Here is a 21,624-nt window from a genome sequence, read left to right on the forward strand (position 1 = left end):
TTGGCCGAAGCTCTGGACACGTCGCGCGGAAGCCTCCTACTGTGTCGAACACAACACGTCGCGTGTGGACGATGTGTGGCTCGGACGCGGAGGTGAGTGCCGGTGCGCACGCTGGAGCCCATGCACCTGCGGCTGTTGCGGTTGCTCCGCGACGAGGGCGCGGTGTCCCGGGCCGAACTCGGGGACCGGTTGCAGATGCCCCGCCCCCGGCTGCTGGCCGAGCTGGCGCGGCTGGTCAGCCTCGGCTACGTGGCCGAGGCCGGGTTCGCGGCGTCTCGGGGCGGGCGTCGCTCCACCCTGGTGGAGCTGAACCCGCAGTTGCGCTTCGCGGCCGTCGACCTCGGCGCCAGCTCGATCGACGTCGAGGTGGTCGACGGCCGGCTGGAGCCGATCGCCGCCTACACCGAGCAGGCCGAGATCCGCAACGGCCCGAAGGTGACCCTGCAGCGGGTCAACGAGCTGCTGCACAAGGCGCGGGCCGACGGGGCGTACGAGCGGCTGCACGCGGTCGGCGTGGGCGTGCCCGGCCCGGTCAGCTTCCGCGACGGGGTGCCCGTCTCGCCGCCGATCATGCCCGGCTGGGACCGGTTCCCCGTCCGCGAGCTGCTGACCCGCGAGCACGGCTGCCCGGCGGTGGTCGACAACGACGTCAACATCATGGCGATCGGCGAACGGCACGGCGGGGTCGCCCACTCGGTGGACGACTTCCTCTTCGTCAAGATCGGCACCGGCATCGGGTGCGGGATCTACCTGGCCGGCGCGGTCTACCGGGGCACCGACGGCTGCGCCGGCGACATCGGCCACATCCAGGTCGACCCGCACGGCCCGATCTGCTCCTGCGGCAACGCCGGCTGCCTGGAGGCGCTGTTCAGCGGCGCGGCGCTGGCCCGGGAGGCGAACGCCGTCGCGCGCTCCGGCGCGTCCCCGGCCCTGGCCGAGCGGCTCTCCGCGCGGGGCGCGGTCACCGCCCTCGACGTCGCCGAGTGCGCCGTCGAGGGGGACGTGACCTGCATCCAGCTCATCCGCGACGGCGGCCGGCGGGTCGGCGGCGTGCTGGCCGGCCTGGTCAGCTTCACCAACCCGTCGATGATCGTCATCGGCGGCGGGCTGGCCCAGCTCGGCCACATCCTGCTGGCCGAGATCCGCAGCGTGGTCTACCGCCGGTCGCTGCCGCTGGCCACCGGCAACCTGCCGGTCGTCCTCTCCGAGCTGGGTCCGCGCGCCGGGGTGGCCGGGGCGGCCGTGCTCGCCAGCGACGTGGCCTTCGGAGAGGCCTCGTGAGCGCCCACACCGGCGCCGGCGACGCGCCGGCCGGCGATCCCGCCGACGCGCGGGACGACAGGGCCGCCACCCCGCCGGCCGGCAGGCCAGGCGACGCGCCGGGCGGCGATCCCGGCGCGGCCACCCCGCTGGTCGCGGCCCCCGCCGACGTCGTCGCGGGCGAGGTGGTGCTGCGGCTGACCGACGTGGTGAAGACGTTCCCCGGCGTCCGCGCGCTGGACGGGGTGCAGCTGGAGGTGCGGGCCGGCGAGGTGCACTGCCTGCTCGGGCAGAACGGCGCCGGCAAGTCCACCCTGATCAAGGTCCTCGCCGGGGTGCACCGCCCCGACTCCGGCCGCATCCAGTGGCGCGGGGAGCCTGTCGAGTTCAGCGACCCGCAGGCCGCCATGCGCGCCGGCATCGCCACCATCTACCAGGAGCTCGACCTGGTCGACGACCTGTCGGTGGCGGAGAACGCCTTCCTCGGCCACGAGCCGCGCGTCGCCGGCTTCGTCCGCCGGGGCCGGCTGGCCCGCCGGACAAGGGAGATCCTGAGCCGGCTGGGCCACGGCGAGATCCCACCGGGCCGCCTGGTGCGGGCGCTGCCGGCGGCCGGCAAACAGATCGTCAGCATGGCCCGCGCGCTCTCCCACGAGGCCCGACTGATCGTCATGGACGAGCCGAGCGCGGTGCTGGCCCACGACGAGGTGGCCAACCTGTTCCGGATCATCCGGGAGCTCACCGCGCGGGGCATCGCCGTCATCTACATCTCGCACCGGCTGGAGGAGATCCGCGAAATCGGCGACCGGGTGACCGTACTCAAGGACGGCCGGACCACCGCGGCGAACCTGCCGGCGCGCGACACCCCGACCCGCGACCTGGTCGCCCGGATGACCGGCCGCAGCATCGAGTACGTCTTCCCCGACCGCCCCGCCGACGACGGCGACTCCGGCGCGGAGCTGCTGCGCGTCGACGGGCTGACCCGGGCCGGCGAGTTCGCCGACGTGTCGCTGCGGGTGCGGGCCGGCGAGATCGTCGGGATCGCCGGGCTGGTCGGCTCCGGCCGTTCCGAGCTGCTGGAGACCATCTACGGTGCCCGCCGCGCGGACGCCGGCACGGTCCGGATGGGCGGGCGCGCCCTGCGTCCGGGCAGCGTCGGCGCGGCGGTCCGGGCCGGCGTGGGCCTGGCACCGGAGGAGCGCAAGAGCCAGGCGCTGCTGCTCGGCGAGCCGATCCACCGCAACGTCACCCTGTCCACCTTCGGCCGGTACGCCCGCCTCGGCTTCACCGACGCCGGGCGGGAGCGGGCCGAGGCGCAGCGGATCGCCGACGCGCTGGAGCTGCGCCCCCGTGACGTACGCCGAATGGTGCGCACGCTCAGCGGCGGCAACCAGCAGAAGGTGGTGGTCGGGCGGTGGCTGCTCGGCGACACCAGGCTGCTGCTGCTCGACGAGCCCACCCGGGGCGTGGACGTCGGCGCGCGCGCCGAGCTGTACCAGGTGATCCGGGGGCTGGCCGCCCGGGGTGTGGGGGTGCTGCTGGTCTCCAGCGAGGTCCCCGAGGTGCTCGGCCTGGCCGACCGGGTGCTGGTGATGCGGGAGGGCCGGGTGGTGCGCACGGCGGCCGCCGGCGAACTCGACGAGAACGCGGTGCTCGACCTCGTGATGGCGGGGTCCCTGATGGAAGGCGCGCCAGCATGACCGACACCACCCCCATCGCGGACCGGCCGGCTGCGCTGCCGGCCCAGTCCCCGCCCGTGGAGCCGGCCGTGACGGCGGCGGCCGGCACGGAGCCGGGCCACGGCGGCGGCGCTCCCCGCCGGCTCTCCTGGTGGCGCGGCGAGGGCGGCGAGGGCACCCGGCGCAACCTCGGCCTGACCGGCGTCCTGGTGGCGCTGGTGCTGATCGGCGTCGCCACCCGCCCCGACCTGTACGGCGACTCGGCCTGGGTGTGGGGCAACGTGCTGACCATCCTCAAGCTCGCCTCGGTGGTCGGCGTGGTCACCGTCGGGATGACGTTCGTGATCATCGGCGGGGGCATCGACCTCTCGGTCGGCGCGATCGTCGCGCTGGCCGGGGTCTGGTGCACCACGCTGGCCACCCAGGGCTACGGCGCGGGCGGCATGATCTTCACGGCGCTCGCCGTCGGGCTCTGCGTCGGCCTGGTCAACGGGCTGCTCGTGGCGTACGGCCGGCTGGTGCCCTTCATCGCCACGCTGGCCATGATGGTGGCCGCCCGGGGCCTGGCCGCCCAGATCTCCGGCAAACAGACCCAGGTGTCGGCCAACACCACCATCAACGGCATCGCCAGCACCGACCTCTTCGGCATCCCCCTGCTGGTCTACCTCCTCGTCGCCGTGGTGGCCGTCGGCTGGGTGCTGCTCAACCGCACCACGTTCGGCCGGCGCACCGTCGCCGTCGGCGGCAACCCGGAGGCCACCCGGCTCGCCGGCATCGACGTGCGCCGGCACACCGTGCTGCTCTACGCGCTCTCCGGGCTCTGCTGCGGCATCGCCGCGATCATGCTGACCGCGCAGGCCACCTCCGCGCAGGCGGAGATGGCCAGCCTCTACGAGCTGGACGCGATCGCCGCCGCGATCATCGGCGGGACGCTGCTCAGCGGCGGGCGGGGCACCATCGTCGGCTCCCTGCTCGGGGTGGTCATCTTCTCCACCATCACGAACCTCTTCGCCATCAACGGCCTCTCCACGGAGGCGCAGAACATGGTCAAGGGCGGGATCATCGTGGCCGCCGTGCTGGTCCAGCAGTTCCAGTTCGGCAGCCTCACCCGCTTCCTCGGCCGCAACCGGCCTACCACGAACCCCTCTCCCAGGAGGTCATCATGACCCAGCACAAGCGGGACCTGCCGCGCCGTCGGCTGCTCTTCGGCGGGGCCGCACTCGGCGCCGGCGCACTGCTCACCGCCTGCACGAGCAACGAGGCGGCGCCCACCGTGGCGCAGACCAAGGCGGCCGAGGGCGCCGGCGGCGGCAACGCCAGCCCCGGCAAGAAGGTGACCATCGGCTTCTCCGCCCCGGCCGCCAACCACGGCTGGCTCGCCGCCGTCACCAACAACGCCAAGGCGCAGGCCGGGGCGTACGCCGACGTGCAGTTCACCTCTGTGGAGGCCGGCGCGGACGCGGCGGCCCAGCGGGCGGCGCTGTCGACCCTGCTGGCCCAGAAGCCCGACGTGATCGTGGTGCTGCCGCACGACGGCAAGGAGCTCAACGCGTTCGGCCTGGAGGCCATGAAGGCCGGCATCCCCGTGGTCAACCTGGACCGGGCGTTCCCCGACGCGCTGGCCTACCGGTTGCAGATCAAGGGCGACAACTACGGCATGGGGGTGGCCGCCGCCACCTACATCGTGGCCCAGCTCAAGGCCAAGGGGATCAGCAACCCGGTCATCGGCGAGATCCCCGGCGTCGACGCCCTGGAGCTGACCCAGGAGCGCTCGAAGGGCTTCGCCGACACCCTCGCCGCCAGCGGCTTCAAGGTCGCCAACCGCCGCCCGGCGGCGTTCACCGTCGACTCCGGCCAGCAGGCCGCGACCGGGCTGCTACAGGCCCTGAAGAAGATCGACGCGATCTGGAACCACGACGACGACCAGGGCATCGGGGTGCTGGCCGCGATCAACCAGAGCGGCCGCAAGGAGTTCTTCATGGTCGGCGGGGCCGGCTCGAAGAAGGCGATGGAGGACATCCAGGCCGACAACACCGTGCTGAAGGCCACCGTCACGTACAGCCCGTCGATGGCCTCCTCCGCGATCTCGCTGGCCCGGCTCATCGGCCAGGGTCGGGGCATGTCCGACCTGGTGGAGCTGCAGGTGCCCAAGGAGATCACGCTGGCCTCCGAGACGATCACCAAGGAGAACGCGAGCGGCTACCTCAAGCTCGGGTTCTGACACACGGGGGGAGACCCACCTTGTCCACACACCACAGTCAGCTGCGGGTCGGCATGGTCGGCTACGCCTTCATGGGTGCCGCGCACTCGCAGGCGTGGCGCACCGTCAACCGGGTCTACGACCTGCCGGCGCAGGTGCGGATGACGATGCTCTGCGGCCGGGACGCCGCCAAGGTGGCCGACGCCGCCGGGCGGCTCGGCTGGGCGGCGCACACCACGGACTGGCGGCACCTGGTGGCCTCCGACGAGGTCGACGTGGTCGACATCTGCACGCCGGGGGACAGCCACGCCGAGATCGCGCTCGCCGCGCTCGCCGCCGGCAAGCACGTGCTCTGCGAGAAGCCGCTGGCCAACACGGTGGCCGAGGCCCGGTCGATGGCCGCCGCCGCGGCCGTCGCGCAGGCGTCGGGGGCCCGGTCGATGTGCGGGTTCAACTACCGTCGGGTTCCCGCCGTGGCCATGATGCGGCGGCTGGTCGCCGAGGGCCGCCTCGGCGTCATCCGGCACGTCCGGGCGGCGTACCTGCAGGACTGGATCGTGGATCCGCAGTTCCCGCTGGTCTGGCGGTTGCAGCGGGACAGGGCGGGCTCCGGCGCGCTGGGCGACGTCGGCGCGCACATCATCGACCTCACCCAGTTCGTGACCGGGCAGCGGATCACCGGGGTCAGCGCGGTCACCGAGACCTTCGTCAAGGAGCGTCCGCTGCCGGCGCAGTCGCACGGCCTGGCCGCGCATGCCGCCGACGGCGTCGCCCCCGTCGACGGCCGGGGCCCGGTGCCGGTCGACGGCCAGGGCCCGGCCACCGGCCCGGTGACGGTCGACGACGCGGCGGTCTTCGTCGCCCGCCTCGACGGCGGGGCGTTGGCCACGTACGAGGCGAGCCGCTTCGCCACCGGGCGCAAGAACTCGCTCCGGGTGGAGATCAACGGTTCGCTCGGCACCGTCGCCTTCGACCTGGAACGCCTCAACGAACTGGAGTTCTACGACGCCACCCGGCCCACGGCCGAGCAGGGCTTCACCCGCATCCTGATGACCGAACAGGAGCACCCGTACATGTCGGCCTGGTGGCCCCCGGGCCACCTGATCGGCTACGAACACACCTTCACCCACCAGGCGCGCGACTTCGTCGAGGCGGTCGCCACCGGCGTCGACCCGACGCCCTCGTTCGCCGACGGGTTGCAGGTCCAGCTCGTGCTGGACGCGGTGACCCGGTCGGCGGAGCTGGGCTCGCTCTGGGCGCAGGTGGAACCGACGCTGGCGGCGGTACCCGCCTGAGCGCGGCCGGTGGCGGTGGCGCGCGTCACCACCGCCGGCCGGGCCGGCGGCGTCCGCCGCCGGCGTGCCGACGCGGCGGCGGCGCGGGTCGCCGCCACCGCCCGAGAGGCTTCCGGGCCGACCGGCGAGGGAACCGCCGCGGTTGCGCCCCGCGGCGGGGACGGGGTCGCCCCGGAGGGCGTGCGACGACGGGTCCGCACCCGGCGTCGCGCGAAGCAGGACGGCCGTCCGGTGCGGCCGGACCGGGATTCCCCGGCCGCACCGGAGGGCCCGCACCACGCACCACCGGCACCACGCAGCACCGGCACCATCCGCACCGCCGCACTTCGCACGCGGGGGAGGCAGGGACGGGACGCCGAACCGGCCCTGCCTGCCAGCCCCGTCCGTCCCGCCCGCACCGGGACCCGTCCGGTGGCGTCGTCGCCGTCTTCGCCGCCGGAGCGGCCCCTCCTCGGGCGGCCGGACGGGGCCCAGCACGCACGAATTCGACCGCTGTCCGCCGAGCACCGCACGGCCGGTGCCCGGCGCTCGGGAGGGAGCACCATGCGTACGGGTGTCTGGTTCACCTACTACCACCGACTCGACGACGCCCGCCCCGTGCTGCTCTGCTCCGACCCGGCGGTGGCCCCGCCGGCGGTGGCCGCCACCGAGGTCAAGGCGCTGCTGCTGGAGCTGGCCGGACTGGCGCGCTGAACCACTTTTGCCACAACGAGCGAAAGTTCAGCCTGATCAGTCAGAAGGTATGGACAGTCATCATTGACGAGCGTTAATGTCCGGGGGGTAGCCCCACCACCCCCGCTACGGCATCGCGGCGCGACGGCGCGCGCCCCGCCCTGGCAGCCAGTCGTCAGGAAGGGACTGCCCAACCATGTCCAACAGGGACACCCCCAGCCAGCGCACCCGACGGTGGAGCACCGCCGCCTCGGCGCTGCTGCTCGCGGTCGCCGCGGGCGCGATCGGCCCCGGCGTCGGCCCCACCGGCCTCGGCGGCCCCGCCCCGGCGGCCGCCCACGTCATCACCCCCAGCGACTTCCAACAGGTCGAGTTGGCGCGCGGCGTCGCCGAGGTCGGCGAGCCGATCTCGATGGCCGTGCTGCCGGACCGGTCGGTCCTGCACACCGCCCGCGACGGCACCCTGCGCCGCACCGACTCCGCCGGCACCACCAAGGTCGTCGGCACCCTGGCCGTCTACAACCACGACGAGGAAGGGTTGCAGGGCGTCGGCGTCGACCCGAACTTCGCCACCAACCGGCACATCTACCTCTACTACGCCCCGCCGCTCTCCACCCCCGCCGGGGACGCCCCCGCCACCGGCACCGACTTCTCCGCCTGGGAGGGCGTCAACCGGCTCTCCCGCTTCACCGTCAACGCCGACTTCACCCTCAACCAGGCCAGCAAGATCGACGTGCTGGACGTCCCGGCCACCCGGGGCATGTGCTGCCACGTCGGCGGGGACATCGACTTCGACGCCGCCGGCAACCTCTACCTCTCCACCGGCGACGACAGCAACCCCTTCGACTCCGCCGGCTACGCACCCATCGACGAGCGGACCAACCGCAACCCCGCGTACGACGCGCAGCGCAGCGCCGGCAACACCAACGACCTGCGCGGCAAGATCCTGCGCATCAAGGTCGCCGCGAACGGGTCGTACACGGTCCCCACCGGGAACCTCTTCGCCCCCGGCACCGCGAAGACCCGCCCCGAGATCTACGCGATGGGCTTCCGCAACCCGTTCCGGATGAGCATCGACAAGGCCACCGGCGTCGTCTACGTCGGCGACTACGGGCCCGACGCCGGTGCCACCAACGCCAACCGGGGCCCCAGCGGGCAGGTCGAGTTCAACCGGGTCACCGGCCCCGGCAACTACGGCTGGCCGTACTGCACCGGCACCAACACCACCGCCGAGACGTACAACGAGTGGGACTTCGCCACCGGGACGACCGGGGCCAAGTACGACTGCGCCGGCGGGCCCACCAACAACTCGTTCCGCAACACCGGCCTGAGCAAGCTGCCGCGCGCCTTGCCCTCCTGGATCCGGTACGGCGGCGACGCCGGCACCCCGCCGCAGTTCGGCACCGGCTCCGAGTCCCCGATGGCCGGGCCGGTCTACCGGTACGACGCCGCCTCCACCTCCACCACGAAGTTCCCGCAGTCCTTCGACGGGCAGTTCTTCGCCACCGAGTTCGGCCGGGGCTGGATCAAGCCCATCCACGTCAACTCCGACGGCTCGCCCGGCACCATCGAGGCGTTCCCCTGGACCGGCAAGCAGGTGATGGACTCGGCCTTCGGCCCGGACGGCGCGTACTACGTCCTCGACTACGGCACCGGCTACTTCAACGGCGACGCCAACTCCGCCCTCTACCGCTTCGACCACATCGGCGCCGGCAACCGGGCCCCCATCGCGCGGGCCGGCGCGAACCGCACCTCGGGCCCCGCCCCGTTGACCGTGGCGTTCTCCTCGGCCGGGTCGTCGGACCCCGACGACGGGGCGCTGACCTACGCGTGGGCGTTCGGCGACGGCACCACCTCCACCGCCGCCAACCCCACGAAGACGTACGCCACGAAGGGCACGTACACCGCCACGCTGACCGTGCGGGACCCGCAGGGCGCCACCGGCAGCGCCGGCGTCACCATCACCGTGGGCAACACCGCCCCGACGGTGACCGTGAACAGCCCCGGCAACGGCAAGCTCTTCTCCTTCGGCGACACCGTGCCGTTCAGCATCACCGTCACCGACCCCGAGGACACCACGATCGACTGCACCAAGGTCAAGATGACCTACGTGCTCGGCCACGACCAGCACGGCCACCAGATCACCTCGAAGACCGGCTGCACCGGCTCCATCGCCATCCCCGTCGACGGCGAGCACGACGACGCGGCGAACATCTTCGCCATCTTCGACGCCGAGTACACCGACTCCGGCGGCCTGACCACCCACACCCAGCACACCCTGCAACCCCGCCACCGGCAGGCCGAGCACTACAAGACCTCCGCCGGCATCGCCACCCACGACAAGACCACCGCCGAGGGCGGCAAGACCGTCGGCAACATCGAGAACGGCGACTGGATCGCGTTCCAGCCGTACCAGCTCGGCAACGTCACCTCGTTCAGCGCCCGGGTCTCCTCCGCCGGGGCGGGCGGCACCCTCCAGGTGCGCGCCGGCTCCGCCACCGGGACCGTCCTCGGCTCGGCCACCGTGCCGGTCACCGGCTCCTGGGAGACCTTCACCACCGTCACCGCGACGGTCGCCGGCCCGCCCGCCGGCACCACCACCCTCTACCTCACCTTCGCCGGCGGCTCCGGGGCGCTCTACGACCTGGACGCGTTCACCCTGAACACCGGCGCGCAGCGGACCGGCCCGATCCGGGGCCTGGCCGGCAAGTGCCTGGACGTGCGCGGCGGCGCGAGCGCCGACGGCACGCAGGTGCAGATCTACGGCTGCAACGGCACCGCCGCGCAGAGCTGGACCGTCACCTCCGGCGGCGGCCCGGTGCAGGCGCTGGGCAAGTGCCTGGACGTCTCCGGGGCGGCCACCGCCGACGGCACGAAGATCCAGCTCTGGACGTGCAACGGCACCGGCGCGCAGAGCTGGTCGGCGCAGGCCGACGGGACCCTGCGCAACCCCGCGTCGGGCAAGTGCCTGGACGTCGCCGAGAACAACTCCGCCGACAGCACGGTGGTGCACCTGTGGAGCTGCACCGCCGCCGCCAACCAGAAGTGGACCCTGCCCTGACCGGTGGGCCAGCGCCGCCCCCGGTGCAGCTTGTTGCACCGGGGGCGCCCCCAACCTTTCGCCAAAGCCCCAGGAGAGCGACATGCGCAGACTCCTCCGTCCCGTCCTCGGCGCGGCCACCGCGGCCCTCGCCGGCCTCGCCTGCACCGTCCCCGCGTCGGCCGCCGACACCCCGTACGACGTGCTGGTCTTCTCCAAGACCGCAGGGTTCCGGCACGACTCCATCGCCGTGGGCACCCAGGCCGTGCGCGACCTCGGCGCGGCCAACAACTTCACCGTCACGGCCACCGAGGACGCCGCCGCGTTCACCACCGGCAACCTCGCCCGGTACGAGGCGGTGATCTTCCTCAACACCACCGGCGACGTGCTCGACGCCACCCAGCAGACGGTCTTCGAGTCCTACATCGGCGCCGGCGGCGGCTACGTGGGCGTGCACGCCGCCGCCGACACCGAGTACGACTGGCCCTTCTACGGCAACCTGGTCGGCGCGTGGTTCGCCTCCCACCCGGCCACCCAGCAGGCCACCGTCAAGGTCGAGGACCGGGCCCACGCCGCCACCGCCCACCTGCCGCAGTCCTGGCCGCGCACCGACGAGTGGTACGACTACCGCACCAACGCCCGCTCCACCGCGCACGTGCTGGCGACCCTCGACGAGTCCAGCTACTCCGGCGGGGCGATGGGCGCCGACCACCCGCACGCCTGGTGCAAGACCGCCAGCGGCGGCCGGTCCTTCTACACCGGCGGCGGGCACACCCAGTCGTCGTACGCCGAGCCGGCCTTCCGCGCGCACCTGCTCGGCGGCATCCGGTACGCGGCCGGCCGCGCCAAGGCCGACTGCCGGCCCGAGACCGGCTACACCAACCTCTACGACGGCAGCACCGCCGGCTGGTCCCAGGCCGGGCCGGGCAGCTTCACCAACGCCGACGCCACCCTCACCTCCGTCGGCGGGATGGGCCTGTACTGGTACAACGCGAAGCAGTTCACCAACTACTCGCTGAAGCTGGACTGGAAGCTCGCCGGCGACGACAACTCCGGGGTCTTCATCGGCTTCCCGCCGTCGACCGACCCGAACTCCGCCGTGAGCAACGGCTACGAGGTGCAGATCGACCCCACCGACGCCGCCGACCGCACCACCGGCTCGGTGTACGGCTTCAAGTCCGCCGACCTCGCCGCCCGCGACGCCGCGCTCAACCCGCCGGGGGAGTGGAACACCTACGAGCTGCTGGTCGAGGGGGAGCGGCTGCAGGTCCTGCTCAACGGGGTGAAGATCAACGACTTCACCAACACCGACCCGGCCCGCTCCCTGGCCGGACACATCGGCATCCAGAACCACGGCACCGGCGACGACGCCGCGTTCCGCCACATCCGGATCAAGGAACTGGGCGGCACGCCCCCGCCCACCCGCACCGGCCCGATCCGGGGCCTGGCCGGCAAGTGCCTCGACGTACGCGGCGGCGCGAGCGCCGACGGCACGCAGGTGCAGATCTACGGCTGCAACGGCACCGCCGCGCAGAGCTGGACGGTGGCTTCCGGCGGCGGTCCGGTGAAGGCGCTGGGCAAGTGCCTGGACGTCTCCGGGGCGGGCACCGCCAACGGCACGAAGATCCAACTCTGGACGTGCAACGGCAGCGGGGCGCAGACCTGGTCGCCGCAGCCGGACGGGACGCTGCGCAACGGCGGATCGGGCAAGTGCCTCGACGTGGCCGGCAACAACTCCGCCGACAGCACGGTGGTGCACCTGTGGAGCTGCACCGCCGCCGCCAACCAGAAGTGGACCCTGCCGTAACGCGTTCTGTCTGCGGCCGATAACCCCGCCATGGCGGCGGCCGTACGCGCGGTGACCCCTGTCGTGGCGGCGGCCGTACGCCCGGTGGGCCCTTCCTAACCGGTCGGGGCGGTCCTAGAGTGAGATCGGCGATCGTCCGTGGTGGCCGGTGACCCGGCGGGAGGCGCAACCCGCCGGGTCCGGCGCCCACCCGCGCCCACCGGCCACCCGGCACGCCCGCCACCGCACCGCCCCGCCGGCCACCCCTCGCCCCGGCCCGCACCAGGAATCCCCCCATCACCGCAGGGGAGTAGGACACATGGCGCGACCCATCACGCTCTTCACCGGCCAGTGGGCCGACCTTCCGTTCGACGAGGTCTGCCGGCTCGCCGCCGAGTGGGGCTACGACGGGCTGGAGATCGCCTGCTGGGGCGACCACTTCGAGGTCGACAAGGCGCTCGCCGACGAGTCGTACGTCGACCGCAAACGGGAGACCCTGGCCAAGCACAACCTGCAGGTCTTCGCCATCTCCAACCACCTCGTCGGCCAGGCGGTCTGCGACCACCCCATCGACGAGCGGCACCAGGACATCCTGCCCGCCCGGATCTGGGGCGACGGCGAGCCCGAGGGGGTGCGCCGACGGGCCGCCGAGGAGATCAAGGACACCGCCCGCGCGGCGGCGAAGCTGGGCGTGCAGACGGTCGTCGGCTTCACCGGCTCGTCGATCTGGCACACCCTGGCGATGTTCCCGCCGGTGCCCCCGGCGATGATCGAGCGCGGCTACGCCGACTTCGCCGACCGGTGGAACCCGATCCTCGACGTCTTCGACGAGGTGGGGGTCCGCTTCGCCCACGAGGTCCACCCCAGCGAGATCGCCTACGACTACTGGACCACGAAGCGGGCGCTGGAGGCGATCGGGCACCGACCCGCGTTCGGGCTGAACTGGGACCCGTCGCACTTCGTCTGGCAGGAGCTGGACCCGGTCAACTTCATCCTCGACTTCGCCGACCGGATCTACCACGTCGACTGCAAGGACGCGAAGGTCCGCACCGGCGACGGCCGGCGCGGCCGGCTCGCCTCCCACCTGCCCTGGGCCGACCTGCGCCGGGGCTGGGACTTCGTCTCCACCGGCCACGGCGACGTGCCCTGGGAGGACTGCTTCCGCGCGCTCAACACCATCGGGTACGCGGGCCCCATCTCCATCGAGTGGGAGGACGCCGGCATGGACCGCCTCGTCGGCGCGCCCGAGGCGCTGAAGTTCGTCCGAGGGCTGGCCTTCGACGCCCCGTCGGCCGCGTTCGACGCCGCGTTCAGCAGCAACCGGGACTGACCCGCCGAGCCCGCAGCGAGGGCGGCACCGACCCGCTGAGCCCCGCCGAGCCCCGCTCCGGGCGCGGGCGGTGGCTTCGTCGTACCCGTCGCCCTGCCCGCGCCCCGGCGGGGGCGGACAGCACGCGGGCCGGTCGCCCGAAGGCGGCCGGCCCGTTGTCGTACGGTCGATCAGATGGTGCTGCCGTTGGTCCCCGTGCCGGAGGGCTTGGGGCGAACGGTGCTGCTCGGGGTGGCGCTGGTCGACGAGGTCGAGCTGGTCGACGACGCCGTCGAGCCGGTGCCGGACGAGGTGCCGCCCGACTTCGCGCCGACCGTGGCCGGCGTGCCGGCGAACGGCTTGTCGGCGGAGGTCAGCTCCGACTTGCTGTCGCTGCCGTTGGTGCCGGTGCTCAGCTTCTCACCCAGCTTGGTCTGGCCGATCTTGTCCTTGCCCTCGCTGTAGAGCCGAGTGGCCTGGGCCTGCGCGACCCCGGCCGCCTCCTGGACGGTCGGGTGGTCGAGCACCTTGCGGCCCCGCACGACCAGCTCTTCGTACTTCTCCCGGCCGGCACGGGCGCCCAGGACGAAGCCCGCAGCCAGCCCGCCAAGAAACATGATCTTTCCGCGCATGGCGGCTCCTTCCGTACCTGACGCTCCCGTCGCCTCCCCGGGGGTGAACCCCCGTGGCGACGAATCTCGCGCCTACGTCCTCTGTCGGCAGCTAACTACCCATCCTCCACCGCGCTCATACCTGCTTGTGCGGTGATGACGAAATATCCGGTTTTCGGATCTCGCTGCGTCGCGTCCGGCCGACCGACCCGGCGGGTAACCCCCTGGACCAAACCCCCCGGGAATCCTGTACTCTTGTGCCGTCGCCGGGCGTCGGAGAGATCCGCTTCCCAGCGGCGAGCGGTCCCCCGTAGCTCAATTGGCAGAGCAGCCGGCTGTTAACCGGCAGGTTTTTGGTTCGAGTCCAAACGGGGGAGCCAAGATCCATCCAGCGCCCGTCGGCCTAGCCGGCGGGCGTCACCGTTTCCACGGGCCCCGCAGCTTGCTCAGGCCCCGTCGTTTCCCCAGGCCTCGGCGCTTGCTCAGGCCCCGGAGCCGCCGTCCACGCGCAGGACCGTGCCGGTCACGAAGGAGGCGCGGTCGCTGAGCAGCCACGCGGCGGCCTCGGCGATCCCGTCGGGCTCGGCCTGCCGGCGCTGGAGTTGTTCACGATCGCGCCGCCGCCCGACGTGGCCCGGACGGCGGCGACCTGGGCGCTGCGCCTGCTCGCGGTGGTCGGCACGCAACGCCTGGGCGTCGCCGGTTGACCGGTGGTCACCTGCGCTGGCCGTTTACGTCCGGCGATGGTGACGAGGTCGCGCTACCGCCGGCCGGCGGGCGTAGCGGGCTGTCGCACTGTTATTCTCGCGTAGCTCATCGTGTTGGACTGTTACGTATCCCTCGGTTTTCGGGTTGCCGGGCGACGCCGTTTCGCGCTGGCCCGCGATCGGCCGGGCGGGTTAGGATCCCCGCGCGGTAGCGGGGCGGTAGCTCAGCGGGTTAGAGCAGGGGACTCATAATCCCTCGGTCACGGGTTCGAGTCCCGTCCGCCCCACCGTCCGCACCACGATGCGCGCAGGCGGGTCGGCCAGCGCCCATCCGTCCCGGGACGGGGCCTCGCACCGCCGGCTGCGAGAGGCAGGCCTGCCCGCGTGCGGCTCGCGTTGGCAGTGCCGGGCCTCGGCGGTGGTCATGGTGCCCCGCGCTTCGTCGATCTGGTCGAGCAGCGGCGCGAACCGGGTGATCTGCGCGCGGGCCGGGGGCGAGATCAGCAGTGGCGGCAGCGCGGGGCATCACGCACTTCGGCGATCAGCATGGCGCAGGAAGCGTGATGATCTTTCGAACAGTCATGCCCGTCTTGCTGTCGCCAACAACGGCGCTTCCGCCCTGGAACGGCAAGTCAGGGACCGTCACGACTTTGCCGGGACTCGGCCGTCAAGACACCCAGAGGCCGGTCGCAGTTGTGCCCGGTGAGCTGTCGCTCGGACTCATCGCGCCTGCTTCGGGTGCTGTGAAATATCTACAGTCGCCACTGCCGGGACTGAGAAAATCTGCAGCCGATGCTAGAGTTCGCTTCGGTCTGGTTGGCCTTCCTGTGCGCCACAGGCGTCGGCAGGCGTCAATCAGGCTGCCATTTTCTCTTGGAGGTGACCCCCGTGGCGAACAGTCCGGTTCTCGTTCTCGCGTCGGGGCAACGATGCGGCAGCACGCTGGTGCAGCGGCTGCTCTCGTCGCATCCAGATGTCCTGATCTGGGGCGAACACGCCGGTCAGCTCCGCCCCCTCCTCGCAGCAGTGTCCCGGATGAAGGTCTGGGCCGAAGAGGACGGGATGGAGGCGCGCAACGAATTCGAGGATGGTGGATACCAGAGCTTCATGGCCAACCTGACGCCGGAGGTCGAGTGGATCGACGAGGCGCTGCGGCAGTTCCTGACCACGTTGTTCGCGGACCGGGCCGCCGCGCAGGGGAAGTCCATCTGGGGCATCAAGGAAGTTCGCTACGGGCTGCCCGAGGCGTGCGCGATGCACCACTTGTTCCCCGGCGCGGTCGTCATCCAACTGGTCCGCGACCCGCGCGATGTGCTGCGCAGCCTTGACCTCTGGGAACGCCAGTCCCAGTGGTGGAACCGGCGGAAGACCGAGCTGGCGATGCAGGATTGGCTGCGCATCACGGAGAGCTTCCTGCACAGCACGGCGGAGATGTCGCCGCCGGTGTTGCGCCTGCGGTATGAGGATCTCACCGCCGATCCGGCGATGGCCATGAAGATGATCGGCGCGCACACGTCGCTGGATCCCGCGAAGTTCGACCCGGACGTGTTCAAACGCAAGATCCACATCACCGGCCCCAATGGTGACTCCCCTCGGACGCCCGCCGACTGGAACGCGCTGCCGCCATCGCTACGCGCGCTGCTCGACGACGATGACGTCCGCATGGCCGCCGCAGCCTGCGGCTACGACCTTTGACGGCGCCTGGAGTTCGCTCTCGGAGGCGCCACCCGCGGATCGCCGGCTACTCGTTCGGTTCGTCCCGGTCGGAAAAGAGGGAGGGGAAGGTGAGATGAGAATTGCGCTTATCTATCCTGCGCCCGACGCGGTGTCACCCGCAAATTGGTCCGGGATACCAGACGGCCTCGCCTCGGGGCTCTCCGCACACGGCGCGGAGATAGTTTCCATAGGCGCGCCCGTGCCGCGCGGGATGCGGGCAGCCGTCGCCGTGTTGTCCAGGGCCACCGGAAAGCGGGGCGAGAACGCGGCCCGCACGGGAATCAGCCGATGGGCCCGCGCAAAGGCATTGACCAAACGGTTGTCAAAGGCGCTCCCGCTAGACGCCGTGATAACCATGGGAGCCGAGCTGTACGATGTCTCGCAGGTTGTGGGGTCGCGGGTTCCGAGCATCACTTTCGACGATGCGACGATGGCGCAGCAGCACCGCGAACCGGATTCCGACGTCAGCCAGGCGAAGATTCCAGCCGGCATGCTCGCCAGGTCGATCGCCTGCCAGAGGTCAGCGAGCAGAGCCGCCACGCTCTGCTGCGTGAGCACCCATTGGGCGGCCAGGTCCTTCATGGCGGACTATGGCGTTCCTGCGGAGAAGATCGCCGTCGTGGGCATGGGGCATCGACCGCGTGCCGACGCGGCCGGCGGGGACCGTGACTGGTCCACGCCGAGGTTCCTGTTCGTCGGTGCAGACTGGCGGCGGAAGAACGGCGCCACCGTGCTGAGGACATTCGACATGGTGCGCGAGCGGGTCCCCGCCGCGTCGTTGGACCTGGTGGGCTCCCACCCTCCGGTGGCCAGGCCGGGCGTCGTGAGCCACGGCTTCCTGCCCCGGGAGAACGCTGCGGCGCAGCGCCGCTTGGATCGCCTTTACGCCACCGCCACCTGCTTCGTCCTGCCGAGCCTCTTCGACGCGGCCGGCATCGCATACCTCGAAGCCGCCTCGGCGGGGCTGCCGGTGGTGGCGACCAACCGGGGCGGGGCTTTCGAGATGCTGAATGACGGAGCGTTCGTCGTGGATCCTCATGATCCCTCGGCGCTGTTCGAGGCGATGCTCGCCCTGTCCGATCCGCAGACCGCCAGGTCGATGGGCGAGAAGGCGCGCAGGAACGCCGAGGCGTCGTCCTGGTGGCACGTGGCCGGTCGCCTGCTCGAGGGTTTCACCGCCAGGCAACAGGAAGCCGCTTCTTCCTGTTCCGAAGTTCGCATCGACTGAGAAACCGAGGCCACGAGGTGGTGGTGCCTCGGCCGCATCGGCGTAGGAGAAGAGGGAGGCACCTGGTGGACCAGCGAAACGACGGGCTGCATGCCCCCCGACCGGGAGCTGCCGTTCATGCCCTGTTCGAGCAGCATGCGCAGGCCGCCCCCGACAGGGTGGCGGTCGTCGCGGGCGCGGAGAGCCTGACGTACGCCGAACTGAACCGTCGGGCGAACCAGGTGGCCTGGCGGCTACGGGCGCTGGGCGTCGGCCACGAGACGCTGGTAGGCATCAGCGTCGACCGGTCGGCCGACATGTTGGTGGGCCTCCTCGCCATTCTCAAAGCTGGTGGCGCGTACGTTCCACTGGATCCGGGTTATCCCGCCGAACGACTGGCGCTCATGATCGGCGACAGCGCGCCCCCGGTCGTCGTCTCTCAGCGCCGACTGGCGTCCCTCTTTGCGCAGCATGACGTGTCGACTGTGCTCCTCGATGACCCTGACTCGCTCGACCCGTGGCCGACGGAGAACCTTCCCACCGTCTCGGCTGCTGACAGTCTCGCCTACGTCAGCTACACGTCAGGGTCGACCGGCACACCCAAGGGCGTGCTCGCGACGCACGGCGGCGTGGTCAACCTGGTCACGGCGCAGAACTACGTGACCGTCACCCCCGACGACCGCGTCGCGGCGCTGGCCACGTTGGCGTTCGACGCTTCCACCTTCGAGGTGTGGGCGCCGTTGACCAACGGTGCGACGTGCGTCCTCTACTCGTTCGCCGGTGACGACATGTCCACCCTCGTCGAGCAGGTGGACCGGGACGCCGTCTCCATCCTGCACCTGACCAGCCCCGTGTTCCGGCTGCTGGAGCCCCGACACTTTCGTGCTCTGACCCGAGTGCACACTCTCCTGTTCGGCGGGGAGTCAGTCCGGTCCGAACTCGGTGTCCGGGCGGCGGAAGCCTTCCGCGGCACGCTGATTCACCTCTACGGCCCGACGGAGGCCACTGGGTTCGCCACCTTCCAGGCGGTGCGGGCCGGGACGGGGGCCGCCGCACAGATACCCATCGGCCGACCGATTCTTCACGTCCATGTCCGCATTCTCGACGCGGCTGGTCAGCCGGTGCCCGACGGGGCTGCCGGTGAGTTGTACATCGGTGGCCGCGGGGTGGCGCGGGGCTACCTCGACCGCCCTGCGGCGACTGCGGAGCGCTTCGTCCCGGATCCGACCGGGGGACCCCAGGCGCGTCGCTACCGCACGGGTGATCTGGTCCGGCTCGGCGACGACGGCGCGATCCACTTTCTGGGCCGCCTCGACCGGCAGATAAAGGTGCGCGGCTACCGGATCGAGCCGGGAGAGATAGAGGCGGCCCTCACCCGCCACCCGGATGTGCGGGATGCGGTGCTCATCGCCAGAGAGAACGGTGCCGGTGACAAGCGTCTCGACGCGTACGTGGTGCCGACGCGGCTTGACGACGATCGCCAGCAACTGGTCGCGGCGGTGCGCGCCCACATCCGGGAGATTCTGCCGAGGTACCAACACCCCGCCACTCTGACCGTCATCTCCGGCATTCCGCTGACGAACAATCTCAAGCTGGACCAGTCTCGGCTGCCGGTGCCGAAGATCGAGCGTGGATCGCCCATCGACCGCCCAGTGGATCCGCTCAGCGAGTTGGAGACCCTGCTGGTGACCACCTGGTGCGAGACGTTGGACCTAGACGACGTCGACCTCGACGACAACTTCTTCGAGCTCGGCGGTGATTCGATTTCGGCGGTGCACCTGGCGACAGCCGTGGAGCTTGCCACCGGCCGTCGGGTATCGGTGAAGGACGTGTTCCAGCACCCCACCGTCCGTCAACTTGCCGGGGCGGTGGCAGCGGCGGGCGGCGCGACCAGATAACTGAATCTCACGGGGGCCTCTGATGAAGATGGAATACGCAGATGGCGGTGGGTACTCGACTCGGCTGTTGATCGCGCTCGATGTGGACGGCACCACCGTCAGGGACGACGGAGTCACGATCTCGCCTCGGGTGCACGCGGCGGTCCGGGCGGTGCGTTCGGCGGGTCACCATGTGGTGCTGGCCACCGGGCGGTCACCCGCGGCGACGGTGCCGGTGACCGTCGCGCTGGGCCTCGCCGGCGAATTCGTTGTGTGCTCCAACGGTGCGGTGACGCTTCGCCTCGACCCGGCCAGAGCCGATCGATATGCGGTGGTCGCCCACGCGGCCTTCGACCCGCGGGCGCTCTTGGCGATCATCGGTCGGGAATGGCCCGGCGGTGCGGTCGCGGTCGAGCTGCCGGGCGCGGGAGGCATCCGGGCCACCGCGAGCTTCCCCCCGGGCGAGTTGCCGGGTGACGTGCTCGTGGTTCCGTGGTCCCAGCTCGGTCTCTGCGGCGCCAGCCGGCTGATCGTCCACGCCGCAGAGAACCCTGCGCGGCTGGCGCGGATCGCCGACGACCTGGGCTTCGACTGCGTCGCGGACACCACCGGGGACGCGGAGGCGGTGGAGATCGGGCCGCGCGGCGTCTCCAAGGCAGCGGCGCTGGAGGCTCTCCGCGTCGCCCTCAAGGTCGCAGGGAGTGACACGGTCGCCGTCGGCGATCACCTGAACGACGTGGAGATGCTGCGCTGGGCGATGCGGGGCATTGCCATGGGAGACGCCCCGGCGCTCCTCAAGGAAGTCGCGAACGAGGTGACGAGTTCGTGTGACAGCGACGGGCTGGCGATCGCGCTGGAGTCGATCATCTCCCCGGCAAGGACGCCCACGGGGTCTCGCCCGCTCATGATGCACCGCTGTACACCAACCGATGGTCTGCAGGGCAATTTGACATCTGCATCGCTCGCTACGTTTTGTGGGGGGATACGTTGCCCAGAAACACGTCTACGCCTCGGTTCGACCGCGCAAGAAGAGGAGGCGCCACGCAGCTGCGACCAACCCCTGCCCTGATTTCGGATGAGGATGTGCGCGCCACGGAGGTGAGCGGGTGGCCCGCCGTGCCGGGCAGTCGACCGCCCGTCTTCGGAAGGCTGAACGCGTCGGGAATCGTCACGTACTGGCCGGACATGTCGATGGCGGAGATCGCATGATACTCACCGGACCGGAGATCGTGGCCTCGACAGCCAAGGGCAAGATCGTGATCTCGCCCTTCGAGCCGGAGCAGGTGAACCCGAACAGCTACAACGTGCGTCTCGGCCGCACGCTGCTCACCTATGATACTGACGTCATCGACGCCCATGCGCCGAATCCCACTCGGACAACCACAATGGACCCGGACGGCTTCGTGTTGCAGCCGGGCGAGTTGTATCTGGGGCACACGATGGAGGAGGTCGGATCCGACTACTATGTGCCACTGCTGTTCGGCCGATCCTCGGTCGGCAGGCTGGGGCTCTTCGTGGAGATCACCGCGCCGATCGGTGACATCGGTTTTCACGGGCAGTGGACGTTGATGCTGGCGCCGGTCCGACCGCTCAGGGTGTACCCCGGGATGAAGATCGGCCAAATCATGTTCTTCCGGTCCTACGGCGACATCGAGCTGTACTCCGGCAAGTATCAGCAGGCGTCCGGACCGCAGGAATCTCGATACTGGCGGGACACGACGAAGCTGGTGACGACATGATCCTCACCGGGCCGGAAATTCTGCGAGCTGTCGAGGCCGGAGACATCGGCATCGATCCGTTCGATTCGGCCAGGGTGTCTCCCAACGCGTACGACTGGCGGCTGGGCGACACCATTCGGTTGTGCGACACCGATCTCGACGCGAGACGCCCGACGGAATACACCGAGCTGACGATCCCACCCGACGGAATGCTGTTGCTTCCGGGGCGCCTCTACCTCGGCGTCACGTACGAGCGAACCCGCTCCGATCGGTACGCGCAATTCATCAACGGTGACCGGACCCTCGGTGCCCTCGGTGTCTGGGTGCACGTCTCGGCCCCGCTGGGACACGTGGGCCACGCAATCCGGTGGACCCTGGAAATATGCACGGTGCGCCGCGTACGAATCTATCCCCGAATGACCTTCGGCAAGATTATCTTCCTGAAGACCGTGGGCGAGCACGCCAGCTATCAGGACATGGGGTTCAAATACATGTCCAGTTCCGGCATCGACATGTCGCGGCTGTACGAGGAGCTGCAGTGAAAGTA

General features: G+C 71.0%; 18 protein-coding genes and 2 tRNA genes. 18 read left to right on the forward strand and 2 right to left on the reverse strand.

Translation table 11 applies throughout. The features are described 5' to 3' along the window. Positions 1-102 precede the first annotated feature (102 nt). From ACLQ2V_RS25835 to ACLQ2V_RS25875, 9 genes are all read left to right on the forward strand, one after another. A complete protein-coding gene (locus tag ACLQ2V_RS25835; RefSeq protein WP_425721173.1) occupies positions 103-1,281 on the forward strand; it encodes an ROK family protein in 1,179 nt (392 codons plus the stop codon). Positions 1,282-1,445: 164 nt separating this feature from the next. Beyond that, positions 1,446-2,960: a sugar ABC transporter ATP-binding protein gene (locus tag ACLQ2V_RS25840; RefSeq protein WP_425721245.1), complete on the forward strand. Its 1,515-nt coding sequence runs from the start codon at positions 1,446-1,448 to the stop codon at positions 2,958-2,960. Continuing rightward, complete coding sequence (locus tag ACLQ2V_RS25845) at positions 2,957-4,105, forward strand: ABC transporter permease (protein ID WP_425721174.1); 1,149 nt, start codon at positions 2,957-2,959, stop codon at positions 4,103-4,105. Before ACLQ2V_RS25840 ends, ACLQ2V_RS25845 begins: the two co-directional genes overlap by 4 nt. Further along, positions 4,102-5,160 (forward strand): substrate-binding domain-containing protein, encoded by a 1,059-nt coding sequence (locus ACLQ2V_RS25850; protein WP_425721175.1) that lies wholly within the window; start codon positions 4,102-4,104, stop codon positions 5,158-5,160. The genes ACLQ2V_RS25845 and ACLQ2V_RS25850 overlap by 4 nt, the downstream gene beginning before the upstream one ends. Before the next feature lie 53 nt (positions 5,161-5,213). Next, entirely contained in the window at positions 5,214-6,434 is a 1,221-nt protein-coding gene (locus ACLQ2V_RS25855) for a Gfo/Idh/MocA family protein (protein ID WP_425721246.1), read from the forward strand. Between the two features lie 543 nt (positions 6,435-6,977). Continuing rightward, on the forward strand, positions 6,978-7,127 hold the full coding sequence (locus ACLQ2V_RS25860) for a hypothetical protein (RefSeq protein ID WP_425721176.1): 150 nt from the start codon (positions 6,978-6,980) through the stop codon (positions 7,125-7,127). A gap of 175 nt (positions 7,128-7,302) precedes the next feature. Next, complete coding sequence (locus ACLQ2V_RS25865) at positions 7,303-10,167, forward strand: PQQ-dependent sugar dehydrogenase (protein ID WP_425721177.1); 2,865 nt, start codon at positions 7,303-7,305, stop codon at positions 10,165-10,167. 82 nt (positions 10,168-10,249) lie between these two features. Continuing rightward, complete coding sequence (locus ACLQ2V_RS25870; RefSeq protein ID WP_425721178.1) at positions 10,250-11,953, forward strand: ThuA domain-containing protein; 1,704 nt, start codon at positions 10,250-10,252, stop codon at positions 11,951-11,953. Between the two features lie 298 nt (positions 11,954-12,251). Then, positions 12,252-13,262 (forward strand): sugar phosphate isomerase/epimerase family protein, encoded by a 1,011-nt coding sequence (locus ACLQ2V_RS25875; protein ID WP_425721179.1) that lies wholly within the window; start codon positions 12,252-12,254, stop codon positions 13,260-13,262. Positions 13,263-13,432: 170 nt separating this feature from the next. Here the strand turns inward: ACLQ2V_RS25875 and ACLQ2V_RS25880 are convergent, their stop codons facing one another. Next, on the reverse strand, positions 13,433-13,873 hold the full coding sequence (locus tag ACLQ2V_RS25880; RefSeq protein WP_425721180.1) for a hypothetical protein: 441 nt from the start codon (positions 13,871-13,873) through the stop codon (positions 13,433-13,435). A 283-nt stretch (positions 13,874-14,156) separates the two neighbouring features. Between ACLQ2V_RS25880 and ACLQ2V_RS25885 the strand changes: the two genes are divergently transcribed. After that, positions 14,157-14,232 (forward strand) — tRNA-Asn (locus ACLQ2V_RS25885). Positions 14,233-14,334: 102 nt separating this feature from the next. Here the strand turns inward: ACLQ2V_RS25885 and ACLQ2V_RS25890 are convergent. Beyond that, on the reverse strand, positions 14,335-14,538 hold the full coding sequence (locus ACLQ2V_RS25890; RefSeq protein WP_425721181.1) for an SDR family oxidoreductase: 204 nt from the start codon (positions 14,536-14,538) through the stop codon (positions 14,335-14,337). A 234-nt stretch (positions 14,539-14,772) separates the two neighbouring features. Here ACLQ2V_RS25890 and ACLQ2V_RS25895 point away from each other — a divergent pair. The 8 genes from ACLQ2V_RS25895 (at position 14,773) to ACLQ2V_RS25930 (ending at position 21,619) form a co-directional block, all read left to right on the forward strand. Next, a tRNA-Ile gene (locus ACLQ2V_RS25895) sits at positions 14,773-14,846 on the forward strand. A gap of 97 nt (positions 14,847-14,943) precedes the next feature. Continuing rightward, positions 14,944-15,123, forward strand: coding sequence for a hypothetical protein (locus ACLQ2V_RS25900; protein ID WP_425721182.1), 180 nt, complete (start codon positions 14,944-14,946; stop codon positions 15,121-15,123). A 324-nt stretch (positions 15,124-15,447) separates the two neighbouring features. After that, complete coding sequence (locus ACLQ2V_RS25905) at positions 15,448-16,254, forward strand: sulfotransferase family protein (RefSeq protein ID WP_425721183.1); 807 nt, start codon at positions 15,448-15,450, stop codon at positions 16,252-16,254. Positions 16,255-16,630: 376 nt separating this feature from the next. Then, positions 16,631-17,503 (forward strand): glycosyltransferase family 4 protein, encoded by an 873-nt coding sequence (locus ACLQ2V_RS25910; protein ID WP_425721184.1) that lies wholly within the window; start codon positions 16,631-16,633, stop codon positions 17,501-17,503. Between the two features lie 65 nt (positions 17,504-17,568). Then, complete coding sequence (locus ACLQ2V_RS25915) at positions 17,569-19,380, forward strand: non-ribosomal peptide synthetase (RefSeq protein ID WP_425721185.1); 1,812 nt, start codon at positions 17,569-17,571, stop codon at positions 19,378-19,380. Between the two features lie 22 nt (positions 19,381-19,402). After that, positions 19,403-20,428: an HAD family hydrolase gene (locus tag ACLQ2V_RS25920; RefSeq protein ID WP_425721186.1), complete on the forward strand. Its 1,026-nt coding sequence runs from the start codon at positions 19,403-19,405 to the stop codon at positions 20,426-20,428. Positions 20,429-20,465: 37 nt separating this feature from the next. Then, entirely contained in the window at positions 20,466-21,098 is a 633-nt protein-coding gene (gene dcd / locus ACLQ2V_RS25925) for a dCTP deaminase (protein WP_425721187.1), read from the forward strand. After that, entirely contained in the window at positions 21,095-21,619 is a 525-nt protein-coding gene (locus tag ACLQ2V_RS25930; protein ID WP_425721188.1) for a dCTP deaminase, read from the forward strand. Before dcd ends, ACLQ2V_RS25930 begins: the two co-directional genes overlap by 4 nt. Positions 21,620-21,624 lie beyond the last annotated feature (5 nt).

The sequence above is a fragment of the Micromonospora sp. DT233 genome (assembly GCF_049841815.1).
Taxonomy (GTDB): Bacteria; Actinomycetota; Actinomycetes; order Mycobacteriales; family Micromonosporaceae; genus Micromonospora.